The 14270-nt window shown below is 68.1% G+C and carries 11 protein-coding genes; 7 read left to right on the top strand and 4 right to left on the bottom strand.

The annotated features are described in order from the left end of the window. Nucleotides 1-543: 543 nt before the first annotated feature. The 3 genes from B5F73_RS09440 (at nucleotide 544) to B5F73_RS04955 (ending at nucleotide 2746) form a co-directional block, all read left to right on the top strand. Nucleotides 544-1644 carry a helix-turn-helix transcriptional regulator gene (locus B5F73_RS09440; RefSeq protein WP_204206263.1) on the top strand — a complete coding sequence of 367 codons (1101 nt, stop codon included), beginning with the start codon at nucleotides 544-546 and terminating at the stop codon, nucleotides 1642-1644. Nucleotides 1645-2267: 623 nt separating this feature from the next. Continuing rightward, complete coding sequence (locus B5F73_RS04950) at nucleotides 2268-2567, top strand: hypothetical protein (protein ID WP_143803140.1); 300 nt, start codon at nucleotides 2268-2270, stop codon at nucleotides 2565-2567. After that, entirely contained in the window at nucleotides 2564-2746 is a 183-nt protein-coding gene (locus tag B5F73_RS04955) for an LPXTG cell wall anchor domain-containing protein (protein ID WP_087227155.1), read from the top strand. The genes B5F73_RS04950 and B5F73_RS04955 overlap by 4 nt, the downstream gene beginning before the upstream one ends. A gap of 102 nt (nucleotides 2747-2848) precedes the next feature. Here the strand turns inward: B5F73_RS04955 and B5F73_RS04960 are convergent, their stop codons facing one another. Then, the gene (locus B5F73_RS04960; protein WP_087227156.1) at nucleotides 2849-3904 is read right to left on the bottom strand and encodes a beta-eliminating lyase-related protein; all 1056 of its coding nucleotides are present in this window, start codon (nucleotides 3902-3904) and stop codon (nucleotides 2849-2851) included. 132 nt (nucleotides 3905-4036) lie between these two features. Here B5F73_RS04960 and B5F73_RS04965 point away from each other — a divergent pair, with 132 nt between their 5' ends. Together B5F73_RS04965 and hisS are read left to right on the top strand one after the other, a co-directional pair. Further along, nucleotides 4037-5083 (top strand): branched-chain amino acid aminotransferase, encoded by a 1047-nt coding sequence (locus tag B5F73_RS04965; RefSeq protein WP_087227157.1) that lies wholly within the window; start codon nucleotides 4037-4039, stop codon nucleotides 5081-5083. A 126-nt stretch (nucleotides 5084-5209) separates the two neighbouring features. After that, entirely contained in the window at nucleotides 5210-6526 is a 1317-nt protein-coding gene (gene hisS / locus B5F73_RS04970; RefSeq protein WP_087227158.1) for a histidine--tRNA ligase, read from the top strand. 30 nt (nucleotides 6527-6556) lie between these two features. Here the strand turns inward: hisS and B5F73_RS04975 are convergent, their stop codons facing one another. From B5F73_RS04975 to B5F73_RS04985, 3 genes are read right to left on the bottom strand one after another with little or no spacing between them, the layout of a single operon-like run. Further along, nucleotides 6557-7810: an ABC transporter permease gene (locus tag B5F73_RS04975; RefSeq protein WP_087227159.1), complete on the bottom strand. Its 1254-nt coding sequence runs from the start codon at nucleotides 7808-7810 to the stop codon at nucleotides 6557-6559. Next, nucleotides 7807-8628 (bottom strand): ABC transporter ATP-binding protein, encoded by an 822-nt coding sequence (locus B5F73_RS04980; RefSeq protein ID WP_087227160.1) that lies wholly within the window; start codon nucleotides 8626-8628, stop codon nucleotides 7807-7809. Before B5F73_RS04980 ends, B5F73_RS04975 begins: the two co-directional genes overlap by 4 nt. Nucleotides 8629-8630: 2 nt before the next feature. After that, nucleotides 8631-9947, bottom strand: coding sequence for an efflux RND transporter periplasmic adaptor subunit (locus B5F73_RS04985; RefSeq protein ID WP_087227161.1), 1317 nt, complete (start codon nucleotides 9945-9947; stop codon nucleotides 8631-8633). 236 nt (nucleotides 9948-10183) lie between these two features. Here B5F73_RS04985 and B5F73_RS04990 point away from each other — a divergent pair, with 236 nt between their 5' ends. Both B5F73_RS04990 and B5F73_RS04995 read left to right on the top strand, forming a co-directional pair. Further along, nucleotides 10184-10849: an RluA family pseudouridine synthase gene (locus B5F73_RS04990; RefSeq protein WP_239379809.1), complete on the top strand. Its 666-nt coding sequence runs from the start codon at nucleotides 10184-10186 to the stop codon at nucleotides 10847-10849. 109 nt (nucleotides 10850-10958) lie between these two features. Further along, the gene (locus B5F73_RS04995; protein WP_143803141.1) at nucleotides 10959-14225 is read left to right on the top strand and encodes a PQQ-binding-like beta-propeller repeat protein; all 3267 of its coding nucleotides are present in this window, start codon (nucleotides 10959-10961) and stop codon (nucleotides 14223-14225) included. Nucleotides 14226-14270 lie beyond the last annotated feature (45 nt).

Below are 14270 nucleotides of genomic sequence, written 5' to 3' on the forward strand. Positions count from 1 at the left end.
CACTTCCTATGACGTATGGGTGGTGGGCACACAGGCTTCTAGTCAGAACGCCGCAGAAGTACTAGGTGTTCCCGGTGAGGACGCGACGGTCACCTACGCTGCCTGCGCAGAGACGATCACACAAAATAGCGCGAATATCACGGTAGAGGGTTGCTCGTGCCTCGCCATCGGTGCCGAGCAAGACTTGAATATCACACCTGTAATCATACAAGTGTATCTCAGACACACTCTACTAATATAATAGAACGGCACCCACGCTTATTACCCGATTGCATGAGAAATATCAATTAATTTAACCTACAATCATTGCAAGATAATCTGCAATTTCAACAGGAGCATCCGCTCGGGCAGATTCGGTAGGGGCCGGACCCCGGTGTGAGGGGGGTGCCTCGCGACCCCGTACGATCATCCGCTTCGGTTACGTACTTTTTCTGTCCAGGCGACGAGCGCGTCTCTCATAGCGTGTGCTTGCCTCAATGAGGTACCATATGCGTTATTCCGCATGATGGCCGATGTCGAATGCGAGGGGCGGTGTGGTGCGGCATGGCCGAAGACGAGGGAAGCCATGCGATAGCCCACGGGGTGACGGAGCAGGATGAAGGAGCAGTGCGGCGCGTCTCGCCGCTAGAAGGGCTCTTCCCGTTCTTCTGCGAGCGTACCTTCATGCCGCTGATGAACACCCCCTTCGCTCCCGGTGAGTGCTTGAAGGCGGTCGAATCGATGGAGGCGGGTGTCCAACGCGACATCGCCTGGGCCGAATACTACTATTTCTCCGGCCAGCCTGAGAATGCCATCGGGAGGGCGCAGCCCTACCTCGCCTCAGACGACGCGGGAGCGCGTCTTTCCGCTCGTCTGATATGCTCCTATGCTTACCTGCATTTCAGCCAGGACGACCAGGCGCTGGCCGGCCTCGCGCAGATTGAGTGTGCGCTGCGTGACATGGCGGACGGTTCGCCGCGGGAAAAGGCTGAGGCCGCCTTCGTTGCGGCGGCAGCATCCATCCTGCTCCACCTGCCGCTTCCCCAGAACATGCCAAACATGGAGAACATGCTGCCGCTCCTCCCCCAAGGGCTGCGGGCCTTTGCCCTCTATCTGAGGGCGCACTCTCTGTATTTGGAGAAGCAATACGGGCTAAGCGCCGGCGTGGCGGAGGCGGCCCTCGCGATGGGCGGGAGCAACTTTCCCATTCCCGCCATCTACCTGCACCTGGTCGCCGTGATGGACTACATGAGCCTCAAGGACCGCGAGCACGCGCACGACCATCTCATGCACGCCTGGGACCTTGCGCGACCGGACGACCTCATCGAGGGCTTCGGCGAGCATCACGGCCTTCTCGGGGGCATGCTCGAATCTGCCATCAAGCCCGTCTGGCCAGCCGAGTTCAAGCGCATCATTGAGATTACCTACCGGTTCTCTGCAGGGTGGCGGCGCGTCCACAACCCCGTGACGGGCGAGGAGGTGGCGGACAACCTTACAACTACGGAATTCGCCTCCGCGATGCTCGCCGCCCGTGGCTGGACCAACTGGGAGATTGCCGACCACCTGGGCGTCTCCATCAATACTGCCAAGCGTCATCTCTCCCACGCCATGGAGAAACTCGGGGTAGAGAGCCGCAAGGGTCTCGAACGCTACATGCTGCGCTAGATTGTGCGGGATGTACATCAGCAAATGCGAAATACGACAACTTCGGATCGATGAACGATGTGCCCAATCTATGAGGTAGCGCTGCTCCGACATCGCTCGCTTTCGCACCCAAAATGGGTGATGGTCCAGTCTGATTATTCGTGGGGCAGTTGTTTAATCTCCTGGCAGCATCCCGCGTTCCTCAGTCTAGGAGAGGCCGGTCATGAGAAAGCGCACCCTGATAATGTTACTCGGTTTGTGCATGACCCTGTTCGCATTTCCCGGTAGCGCATACCGAAGACGTGAGCTGGCGCTTCTAAATATGCCCCAACAAATCCCACAATGTAGTGAATGACAAGGCGGACTCCCTCTTTGGGGGAACCGATTGCGAAGAGGGCGGCACTATCGAGTGGTTTTGCGAGTTCAAATGTGACGAAGCCCGCTTAGTACAACCTCTATAGCGAAAGGTGGCGATATTGGCCGTTGTGACCGCACCGGCGCGGGAGGATACATCATCGAGGGTGAATGGAACGGGAAAATATATTATATGACTCTAACAGATTTCGTTGGGGCCAGATGGTATTACTGCAGATGCATTGACGCCACCGGGGATACGTTTCGGTACCGAACCGGTGCGCGTCGAGGTGGCGAACGAGCTGTTTGACGTGTGGGTGGGAGACGTACGGATCACCGACCTGAGCGCAGATGACGTGCTCGGCGACGCCGAGGAGGGCGCAACGGTTGCTTACGACCCGGACACGCATACGCTCAGACTCGACAACGCTGACATCGAATCGGACGGCGAGCGGTACGCCCTTTACGCCGGGCACTACCTGGCCATCGGGCTCACGGGTACCAGCACAGCGACGCTCGATGATTCGACCGCAACCAAAGAACCCACGTACGGAACGGAGGGGCCTGGGGCAGCCGCGTCCCCGAGGTGATTGCTGCCATCGCCTGCGAGGGGTTCCTCACCGTCGAGGAGGCCGCGAAGGCCGAGAAGGCGTCGGTCGACGAGCTCCCGGCGAGCGGCGACTCCTCTGCGCCCGCGCTCGCCGTCGCCGCCGCTGCCGCCGCGGGTGCGGGGCTCGTCGTCCTCTCCAGGCGTCGCGCAGCGAGGTAGCGCGGGCTGGGACGAGGACCAGCGCATAGGGTAGGAAAAGGGCCCCGTCGCGGACGAGTCGCGGCGGGGCCCTTCGTGAGGCGGGTGTGGGCCGGGCGTGGCCTACGCGAGCGTGCCGGCCAGGGCAATCAGCTCGTCCACGTCCTTCTCGCCGGTGGCCCAGGAGCACACAAAGCGCACGACCACCTGCTCGTCGCTGAGCTCGTAGAAGGTCTCGCAGCCGCAGGCAGCCTCGAAGGCGTCGCGCTGCGCCGGCGTCATGACGAAGAACTGCTGGTTGGACGGCGCCTCGCCGTAGGGCTCAAAGCCGAGCTTGATAAGGCCCTCGCGCAGGCGGAACGCGCAGGTGTTGGCGTTTCTCGCCAGGCGCCAGTAGAGCGGCTCGCCGCCGTCCGCCGGCTGCTCGAACGCGGCCTCGAACTGCACGCCCAAGAGGCGCCCCTTGGCGAGAAGCCCGCCGCGCTCCTTCTGCAGGAACGGGAAGGCCTCGCGCAGGCGCGGGTGGGAGATGACCATGGCCTCGCCAAAGAGCATGCCGTTCTTGGTGCCCCCGATGTAGAAGGCTCCGCAGCGCGCGGCGATGTGCTCGAGCGTGAGGCCGCCCGCTGCCGGTGAGGTGAGGCCGCTTCCCAGGCGCGCGCCGTCGAGGAAGACGGGCAGGCCCTTCTCGTCCGCCCAGTCGCAGATGGCGTCGAAGCGCGCGAGGTCCCACACGCCGCCGAGCTCGGTGGTGTTGGAGATGTAGACGCAACCGGGGCGCGTCATGTGGCGGCCCGTGGAGGTCTGGAAGCGCCAGACGCGCTCGGCGGCCTCGGGCGTGAGGAAGCCGCCGGCGTCGTCCGTGGGCAGCACGGTGCGGCCACAAGCGGCCACGGCGCCGGTCTCGTGGACGTTGATGTGGGCGTCCTTCGTGCAGACGGCGCCCTCCCAGTCGCGCAGGAGCCCGGTCACGCCGATCACGTTTGCCGAGGTCCCGCCGATGCAGAACTCCACGTCCACGTCATCGCGGCCGCACGCGGCGCGGATGAGCTCGCGGGCGCGCTCGCAGTGCGGGTCGCCCTCGGTGTAGCCCACGGTCTGCTCGTCGTTGGTGGCGGCGAGCGCGGCCAGGATCTCGGGCGCGGCGCCCTCGGAGTAGTCGTTGCGGAACATGCGCATGGTGTGCCTCGGCTCTCTCGGCAATGTGCTGGCGTCCCCGCAATGTTACAACCTCCGCAACCCGTCGTTCTTCTCGCCCGGAATGGGTTTATCGTTTGCGCAGCACACAAAACCCGTTGCGAGGGAGCAATCATGGCAGTGGAGAAGAAGGACATCGACTGGGGCAGCCTCGGCTTTGCCTACCAGCCCACCGACTACAGCTACGTCTGCAACTATAAGGACGGCGCCTGGGAGGAGGGCGGCCTCACCACCGACCACACCCTCACGCTCTCCGAGTGCGCGGGCATCTTCCACTACTGCCAGGAGGTCTTCGAGGGCCTCAAGGCCTACACCACCGCCTCGGGCGACATCGTCTGCTTCCGCCCGGACCTCAACGCCGCCCGCATGGCAGACTCCGCGCGCCGCATCGTGATGCCGCCCTTCCCGGAGGACAAGTTCGTCGAGGCCGTCAAGATGGTCGTCAAGGCCAACGAGGCCTGGGTGCCGCCCTTCGGCTCCGGCGCCACGCTCTACGTGCGCCCGTTCATGGTGGCCACCGGTGAGGTCATTGGCGTCGCGCCGGCCACGGAGTACCAGTTCCGCATCCTCGTGACCCCGGTGGGCCCGTACTACTCGGGCGGCGTCAAGCCCGTGGCCGTGAAGGTCCCCGAGTACGACCGCGCCGCGCCCCACGGCACCGGCGCCATCAAGGCCGGCCTCAACTACGCGATGTCGCTCTACCCGAGCGTCCAGGCGCACGCCGAGGGCTTCGCGGACAACATGTATCTCGACCCGCAGACCCACACCTTCGTGGAGGAGTCCGGCGGCGCCAACTTCCTGTTCGTGGACAAGGACGGCACGCTGGTGGTTCCGCAGTCCGCGACGGACTCCATCCTGCCGTCCATCACGCGCCGCAGCCTCGTGCAGGTGGCGACTGACATGCTCGGCATGACCGTGGTGGAGCGCCCGGTGAAGTTCGAGGAGGTCGCGAGCGGTGCGTTCGTCGAGTGCGGCATGTGCGGCACAGCGGCCGTGATCTCGCCTGTGGGCAAGGTCGTCAACGGCGACACCGAGGTCCTCTTCGGCGACGGCGGCATGGAGCACGTGGGTCCCGTCATGGCCAAGCTCCGCGAGACGCTCACCGGCATCCAGGCCGGCGAGATCGAGGGTCCCGAGGGCTGGGTCGTCAAGATCTGCTAGCGAGAAGGACGGTCGTCGCAGGGTCGCGCCGCCGGGACGCCCATCGTCTCGGCGGCGCGCTTTCTTCTCGCGGTATACTGGACGGCTGTGAAACCGCGAGATTCGCACGGCGAGAGGGGAAGCCCGATGGCACAGAAGGTTCAGGGGACCGAGGACCTCTACGGTGGCTACATGCGCGCCTGGCAGCGCATGGTCGACGTGGCGCGCGAGCTCTTCGGCGCGTACGGCTTCGACCAGATCGAGACGCCCGCCATCGAGCAGGTGGACACCTTCGTGCACGGCATCGGCGAGTCCACCGACGTCGTGCGCAAGGAGATGTTCCGCGTGGTCTCCGGCGCGCTCTTCGGCGACCTGCTGGAGCGTGGGTCCGAGAGCCACCTCAAGCCGCGCCAGCGCATGGCCATGCGTCCCGAGGGCACCGCGGGCGTGGTGCGCGCCGTGGTCGAGAACAACCTCGTGCCGCAGGGAGCCGCCCCGGCCAAGCTCTGGTACGCCGAGGCGATGTTCCGCGGCGAGCGCCCGCAGAAGGGCCGCCTGCGCCAGTTCCACCAGGTGGGCGTCGAGTGGCTCGGTGCGAGCGACCCGGCCGCAGATGCCGAGTGCATCATCATGCTGATGCGCTACTTCGAGCTCCTGGGCTTTGCCCGCGAGGACCTGCGCCTCGTCATCAACTCGATGGGTGACGCCGCGTGCCGTCCCGCCTACCGCGACAAGGTCCGCGCGTTCATCCTCGACCACGCTGACGAGATGTGCGAGGACTGCCTCGAGCGCGCCCAGATCAACCCCCTGCGCGCCTTCGACTGCAAGAACGACCACTGCCGCGAGGTCATGAAGGACGCCCCGCTCGCGCCGGACAACCTCTGCGAGGAGTGCGCCGCCCACTACGCGACGGTCAAGCGCTACCTCGACGCGGCCGGCGTCGCCTACGTGGAGGACCCCACGCTGGTGCGCGGCCTGGACTACTACACGCGCACGGTCTTCGAGGTGGAGGCCGTGGGCTCGGGCGTGGGCGCCATCGGCGGCGGCGGCCGCTACGACGGCCTGGTCGAGCTCGAGGGCGGCAAGCCCACGCCGGGCCTGGGCTTTGCGGTGGGCTTCGAGCGCATCGCGCTCGCGCTCGCGGCGGCCGGCGTCGAGATGGGCGGCGAGGAGCCGAGCTGCGTCTACGTGGCCACGACCGGCGGCGAGGCCGAGCGCGCGGCGGCCTTTGACGCGTGCCTGGCGCTGCGCGGCGCCGGTGTGCGCACCGAGGCCGACTACCAGGGACGATCGCTCAAGAGCCAGTTCAAGCAGGCCGACAAGCTCCGCGCGCGGCTCTGCGTGGTGCTCGGCGGCGACGAGGTCGCCGCGGGCGTGGCCACGCTGCGCGACATGGGCACCCACGAGCAGACGCAGGTGCCCATGGACCGTCTCGCCGACGAGGTTCTCGCCCGCCTGGCGTAGTGCATCGGGTGCCGTGCCGCCGGCGCCGGGCTACTGGTAGCGCAGGGCCTCGACGGGGTCCATCTTGGCGCCGCGCCGCGCCGGATACCAGCCGAAGACCACGCCAATCCCCACGCAGATTCCCGTCGCAATGACAACCGTCGCCGGGGAGATCACGGGCACGAGCTCGCCGCTCCCGCCCATCATCGAGCTCAGCGACGCGCCTGCCACGCTCGCGAGCAGCCATGCCCCGCCGTAGCCCACGCCGACGCCGACGACGCCGCCCGCGATGCAGATGGTCACGCTCTCCAGCAGGAACTGTCCCGTGATGTCCCCGCGACGGGCGCCGAGCGCCTTGCGCAGGCCGATCTCTCGGATGCGCTCGGTCACGTTGGTGAGCATCATGTTCATGATGCCGATGCCGCCCACCAGAAGCGAGATGCTCGCTACCGCGAGCGCCAGCATGCGGAAGGTCGCCGTCGTGGCGTCGAGCTGGTCGATGAGCGCCTGTGACGTCTGGACGTAGACGTAGCCCTCGTCGCTCGAGAAGGAGGTCTGGCCCTCCTCGGGGTAGGGGATGTTGTAGTGCTGGTGGAGATAGCTCTCGGTGTTGGCAGCCACGGCGTACATGTCCGACCCCTCGTGCGCGAAGCCGAGGATCTGCCAGGAGTTGTGCCCGCCCTGCCCGATGAGGCGCGTGACGGCGGTCGACGCCGGCATGTAGGCGACGTCGCTCTGGTAGGGCGTGTCGGTCTTGATCGTACCCACGACGGTGTACTGTGACGATCCGATGCGCACGGTCTTTCCCACGCAGTCCGCGTCGGGGGAGCCGAAGAGGCTCTGCACCGAGGACCCGGCGAGCACGACGACCATCGCGCCGTCCTCCTCTTCCTCCCCGGTGAAGAGCCTACCCTGCGTGGCGGAGAGCCCCATGCCCTGGAAGTAGGCCGGCTCGCATGCGGTGATGCTCAGGTACTCCACCTCGGCGGTGCTCGATGAGGTCGGTGCCCCCGCGTTGGTGTAGCCGGTGACGAACTCGTAGTCGCCCGCGAGCGCCCGGCCCATCTGCTCTATGTCGTCCTGGTCGAGCGGCTGGTTGCCGGGCGGCCAGCAGGTGATGCTGACCGTGCGGGACATGTTGAGGCCGAGCTGGCCGACGAGCTGGGCCTTCACGCCGTCGATGAGCGCTGTCATGGCAATGACGGCCGCGATGCCGATGACGATGCCGAGGATGGTGAGGAGGCTCCGCGCCCGGTTGGCGAGAAGCGCGGACGAGGTCTCGTAGGCGAGGTCGCGGAACTTCATAGGCAGGGCACCCCCAGGAGCCGCGAGCGGTCCTTCGGAGCGGTGGGCGGGGTCGGGGAGGGGTCGGCGGCGGGCCCGTTCTTCTTGCCCGCGTCCCTCTCGCCGCGCTGCGCGAGGCCCGCGAGGTAGGCGCGCTCCTCCTCGTCCGAGAAGAGCCTGCCGTCACGGATGTGCACGGTGCGGTCGGCCCAGGCGGCGACCTCCGGGTCGTGCGTTATGAGGATGATGGTCTTGCCGCGCCGCTGCATGTACCGGAAGGTGCGCATGACCATCTCCCCGGTTGCGGTGTCGAGGTTGCCGGTCGGCTCGTCGGCGAGGATGATGGCCGGGTCGTTGACGAGCGCCCGCGCAATGGCGACGCGCTGCATCTGGCCGCCGGAGAGCTCGTTGGACCGGTGGAGGTAGTGCTCCTCCGGCAGGCCCACCGAGCGCAGGGCGCGCCAAGCGGCGAGCTCGCGGTCGCGCACGGGGCGATCGGAGTAGACGAGCGGCAGCATCACGTTGCGCAGCACCGTGGCACGCGGTAACAGGTTGAACGACTGGAAGACGAAGCCGAGCCTGCTGGAGCGCACGTGCGCGAGGTCGTCCTCGGAAAGCTCGGAGACCTCCACGCCCTCGAGCCGGTAGGAGCCGGCCGTCGGGCGGTCGAGGCAGCCGAGGGTGTTCATGAGCGTGGACTTGCCGGAGCCCGATGGGCCCATGATGGCGAGGAGCTCGCCGCGCGCCACCTGGAGGGAGACGCCGCGCAGGGCGGTGGTGTGCCCGGCGGCCGTCTCGTAGATGCGCCAGAGGCCGCGGACGTCGATGACGGCGGACATGGCTAGGCCGCCGGGGCGTCGGTCGCCGCCGCACCGGCGTCGTCGGGCTCGGCGCCTTCGGTCGCCGCGTCGCCCCCGGCGGGCGTCGGGTCGACGGAGAACGGGTCGAGTACCACGAGGTCGCCCTCGGACACGTCGCCCTCGATCACGGCCGTAGTGTCGCTCTTCGCGGGCACGCTCACGTTGCGTCGCTCCACGGTCTCGGTCTCGGGGTCACTCATCACGTAGACGTAGTGCGAGACGCCGTCTTCGGTCATGAGTGCGGAGACGGGCACGGTGAGCGCGTCAGGGACGCTCTGCATGAGGATCTCCACGCTCGCCGTCATGCCGGGCTTGAGCTCGGGCATGGGGTCGGGGATGAGGAGCTCGACGTCGTAGGTGACCACTCCGCCGGAGCTGCCGTAGGGGTCGGCTGCCGCCGTAGTGGAGATGCGCGTCACCTGCGCGTCGAGCATGGTGCCCGGGAGCGCCGAGAAGGTCACGCGTGCCGCCTGCCCCACGGCGATGCGTGAGATGTCGACCTCGTTCACCTGCACCTTGACGGTCATCTGGGAGAGGTCGGCGATCTGCACGAGCGGGCCCGAGCCTGCGCCCTCCGCACCGGAGGACGTCGTCCCGCCCGCGCCGACTGCCGCGCCCGCGACGGCGTTCAGCGCCACGACGGAGCCGGACGCCGGCGCCTTGACGGTGCGCCCGGCGGCCGTTGCGACGGCATCGTCGTAGGCGTCCTGGGCGATCTCCAGATTGAGGCGGGAGGTCTCCAGCTCGATGAGCTTGGCGGCGAGGGCGTCCTTGTCCACCTCGTCCGCGTAGTAGAGCTCGTTGTAGGCCTTCTGGACGGCGTCGTTCTCGGCGCGCTTGGCCCTGAGGTCGAGCTCGGCCTGCTTGACGGCGCGGTCGAGCTCGTCGTTCTTGATGGTGAGAAGGACCTGGCCCTCCGCCACGGCGTCGTCGAGCGCCACGTCCACGGACGCGATGACGCCGTCGGCCTTGGGCGTCACCACCACGGAGGTGAGCGGTTGGGCCGTTCCCGTGGCCTGTACGGACTCGGAGAACTCCTCGCGCATGAGTGGGATCGTCTGAAGCGAGGCCTCCTCTGCGGGCCGGCTCGACGCAGAGGTCAGGACCGTCCAGGCGATTCCCGCGGCCACCGCGATGCCGCCCACGACGCCCGCCGCGACGACCTTCTTGCGTCGCCGCGCCCGGCGGTGCCGCTGGAGGCTCTCGAGGGCGAGCCGCTCCTCGACGTCCTCCTCGGCGTCGGGGGCGCTTTCCGCCTCCGCTTGGGGGAACTTCATCTTGAGGTCGTCGCGCGTCATGGTGGGGACCGCCTCTCTCGGCAGGCTGATGGCCGGTCGAACGAATGGGCCGAGCGTAGACCATAGGCGCGTGACGCGCCATCCCAGGCGGGACGCCCGAGGGGATGACGGGTGGTAAAAGCGCAGGTGGGCGGCAGAGCTTACGATACTGTCACACTTGGGGCCGGGCCCGTGGCGCCGCCGCGTCCGGTCGGCGTCCCGCACGGGTATGCTGGTGGGGACGAAAGGGGGCAGGCGTGGGCGACGCGCGCATTATCTACGAGGACGAGGTCCTTCTCGCCTGGGACAAGCCGGCGGGGATCATCGTGCACGGGGACGGCACGGGCGCGCGCACGCTCACCGACGTCGTGGCCGACCACCTCGCCGCCACGGGTCGCGCGGACGTGCGGCCGCAGGCGGTGCAGCGCCTGGACGCGGACACCACGGGGCTCGTGCTCTTCTCGCTCGACCGTGCCACGCAGCCGGCGCTCGACGCGCAGGTCGCGGGCCATGTCATGGAGAAGACCTACCTTGCGGTGGTGGCGGGGCGTGTGCCCTGGGCCGAGAAGACCGTGCGCCAGCCCGTCGGCCGCGACCGCCACGACGCCCGCCGGATGCGCGTCTGCCGTCCCGGACAGGGCAAGCCCGCCGAGACGCGCCTGCGTCGCGTGGCCGAGAAGGACGGGCGGACGCTGTTCGCCGTCACGCTCGTGACCGGGCGGCGCCACCAGATTCGCGTGCACCTGGCCTCGCTCGGGCATCCGATCGTGGGCGACCCTCTCTACGGCGGGGCGAGAAGTACCTCGGGGCTGCTGCTCCACGCCTGGCGCGAGGAGCTCGACCACCCTTCGGGCGGAGGGCGCCTGCGCCTGGAGACCTCGTGGCCGACGCGCCTGTGGCCCGGGCGCCCGGAGGGGCTCTAGTCGGTCGCGCCCGTCGCCCGCCGCCCGCTCGCGGTCGCGTGGTGGACGGGGGACGGCGGGCGGGCGGATAATCGTGCTCGTCCCGCCTCGCCCCGTCAGGGAGGAACCCGTGAGCTGCGCCCACTGCGACCATGAGCTGCCCTCCGCCGCGGCGTTCTGCCCGTGGTGCGGCCACGCCGTCGAGGGGGCGACCGAGCCCGTGGACTACACCTACGACGCCTTCATCTCCTATCGTCACACGCCGGTCGACGAGCGGCTCGCCGCCCGCCTGCAGCGGCGCATCGAGGGCTTCCGCGTGCCCGGGACCAAGCGACGGCTCGGCAAGGTGTTCCGCGACGTCGAGGAGCTCAGCGTCGGCGACTCGCTGCCCGACCTCATCGACCGCGCGCTGGCCGGCTCGCGCTTCCTCGTGGTGGTCTGCAGCCCCGAGATGCGCGAGAGCCCGTGGGTCGCACGCGAGGTCGAGCGCTTCGCCGCCTATCACGGGCGTGGCCGGATCATCCTCGCTCTGGCCGCCGGCGAGCCGCAGGACGCGTTCCCGCCGCTGCTCATGAGCATCGCCGAGCGGGAGGGCGAGAAGGTCGTGGAGCGCCCGGCCGAGCCGCTCGCGGCGGACCTGCGCGACTCGTCGAGGCGCGCCTTTCGTGAGGGGTCCCTGCGCGTGATCGCCCCCATTGCCGGCGTGGGCTTTGACGACCTGCGCCAGCGCAGCCGCACCCGTCGCGCCCAGCGCCTCGCCGCGGCGGGAGGGGTCGCGGCCGTTCTCGGCGTCTCGTTCGGCGGCTTCGCGCTCTGGCAGCAGGCGCAGATCCAGGCCAACTACGACGAGGCGCTGCGCAACGAGTCCGAGTACCTCGCCGAGGAGGCGCGCACGCTCTTGGGCCAGGGCGACCGCATGCAGGCGATCCAGGTGGCCCTCCACGCCCTCGGCGCCGAGGGCGACGAGCGCCCCTACGTGCCGTCCGCCCGCGTGGCGCTCGAGGAGGCCTGTCAGGTCTATCCCGGCGACTTCTGGCGGCCGTGCTACTCGATCGAGGAAGAGGACGGCGTCGGGACCGTCTCCGTGAGCCCCGACGGCAGCGCCTTCGCCGTCCGCCTGGCAAGCAACGAGGTCAGGGTCTACGACGTTGCGACTGGTCGGGAGCGCGCACGAGTCCCGGCACACGAGGACGCAGCGCCGGTGTGCTTCCTCGCGGACGGCGTGGCGCGCATCGAGTACGAGGGCGGTGAGAGCCGGCTCTCCCTCTATGACGCCGCGACGGGGGAGCGGGTCTGGTCCACGCAGCTCTCGCGGCGCGGATGGGACGTCGTCGCCTCTCCCGACGGCGGCCTCGTCGCCGTGCCCGGCGGGAGCTATGACTACGAGGAGGGCATGACCCTCGAGGTCCTGCGCTCATCGGACGGCGAGAAGATCGCGGAGCTCCGAGGGCTGAGGGCGGGCGAGAAGTCCCTGGAGTTTGGGAGCGATCCCATGGCCTTCTCGGACGACGGCGCCACGCTCGTCGTTGCCATGGGAGGTGAGCTCGGTCTCCTCGACGTCGCGTCCGGAGAGTGGCGCCAGGTGCCCTCCGGTATGGCGGGCGTCTCTTCGCTTGTTGCGGACGGCGATGCGGTCTACGTGGGTGGCGTGGCGCGGACGGGCGAGACGGCGGAGTGCGTCGTGCGGGCGCTCGATCTGGGAACCCTCGAGGAGCGCTGGTCCTGGCGTGACCGGGCGACCTCCCTGTCCATGGGGACGCTCGAGCCGCGGCTCTTTGGCATCGGCACGTCCGAGTCCGGGCCTGCGCTCATCATGGGATCCGGGCATAGGCTCCTCGTCCTCGCGGCCGAGGACGGCGCAGTTCTCCTGGACCAGCCCACGCCGGGCCCCGTGAACACGGCGTACCAGCGTCCCGGCGGGTCGATTGCCTACGAGAGCGACGAAGGGCTCTACGTCTACCCGGACACCGAGACGACGATGGGCTCCGACGGGACCTCCTACGTGGGCGGCGTCATCTCCCCGACCCTGTTCGACGGTGGCGTTTCGGGTCCCGCCATGAGCTCCTCAGACATGTTCTCCGACTCCTCCGGTAACGTCTGGTGCCTGTTCGCCAACGGTGCGAAGACGGTTGTCTACAAGCTCGACGTCAGCGAGGAGCTGCCAGGGCGCGAGGACGTCTCCGGCGAGACCGCGAGCGCTGCTGGGTATGGCTTCGACGGGCGTACGGCGGACGGGGAGCACTTCCTGGGGCTGGACGATGATGACGTCCTCCACGTGTTCGACGGCACAACCTTCGAGCTGGAGCGCAGCATCGAACTGCGCGACGCTCTCGCCATTCCCGAGACCGCGTCGACTCTCGATGTCTCGCCGAGCCCAGAGGACGACGACGTCGTCTACGTGTCGTGGTACGACCTAGAGGAGTTCGTCGACCGGATTGCGGTCATCGATGTGTCTGATGGAGAGGTCCTGGCCGTCGAGATGGTCGACAGCGCCTCCGTGCCGATCGAGGTACATGACGGGCGGCTCACCCACTTCTCCCCCGACGTCGTCGGGGGCGGGGAGCTCGTGTCTCGTGACGCCCATACGCTCGAGGAGCTCGCGCTCGTTCCCGTCGGGCGCGACCTAGGGCCGGGCGATGAGATGGGTACCCTGGGCGACCTGGTGGTTCTTGTCGTTGATGACAGGATCGCCACGCTCGACGCAGCAACCGGCGAGGATGTGGCCTGCGCTCTCTCGGACGTTGCACCGGTCGAGGTGCGCACGATCGGGTTGAGTCCGACCCTGAGCGGCATGTCGCCCGATTCGTACGGCCGCCTCATTCTGAACGAGGACCACACTCGCCTGCTCACCGCAGGCGAGGACGGCGCCATCTGTCTGTGGGACGAGTCGGGAGAGCTGCTCTGGGAGCTCGAGGCGGGGACCGGGACCTTTGGCGCTGCGGAGTTCCTCATGTTCCTCCCCTCCGGTGACGTCTTTGTCCAGGGCAGCATCTCGGCGGCGGGCATGGGCCAGCATCTGCTCATCGACGGCGAGACCGGCTCCGTCGTCGCCTCCTCCGACGACGCACCGCTCATCAGTGACGCCTGGCCGAGCCAGGACGGGACCAGCCTCTTTGCGAGCAGCCGCTCGTACGCGTTCGTGACGCTGGACAGCAGCTTCGTGGACGGCATCTTCACGATCGACCTCTCGCCGGAGAGCTTTGGCGTGGGCTCGCAGATGTCCTACGCCATCGCCGTCTCTCAGGACGAGGAGCGGGCGCTCTTCTACAACCAGATGGCCGAGGAGCTCTTCACCCTGCCCACGTACACCACCGACGAGCTCGTGGCCTACGCGCGCGAGCTCACGGACGGACATGAGCTGAGCGCCGCCGAGCGGCGGATCTACCGGCTGGAGTAGCCGCGCACCGCCTGTGCCCGCTCGGCGGCGGGACGAGGCGCCCTT

Origin of the sequence: Olsenella sp. An270, assembly GCF_002159735.1 — a bacterium.
Classification (GTDB): Bacteria; Actinomycetota; Coriobacteriia; order Coriobacteriales; family Atopobiaceae; genus Thermophilibacter.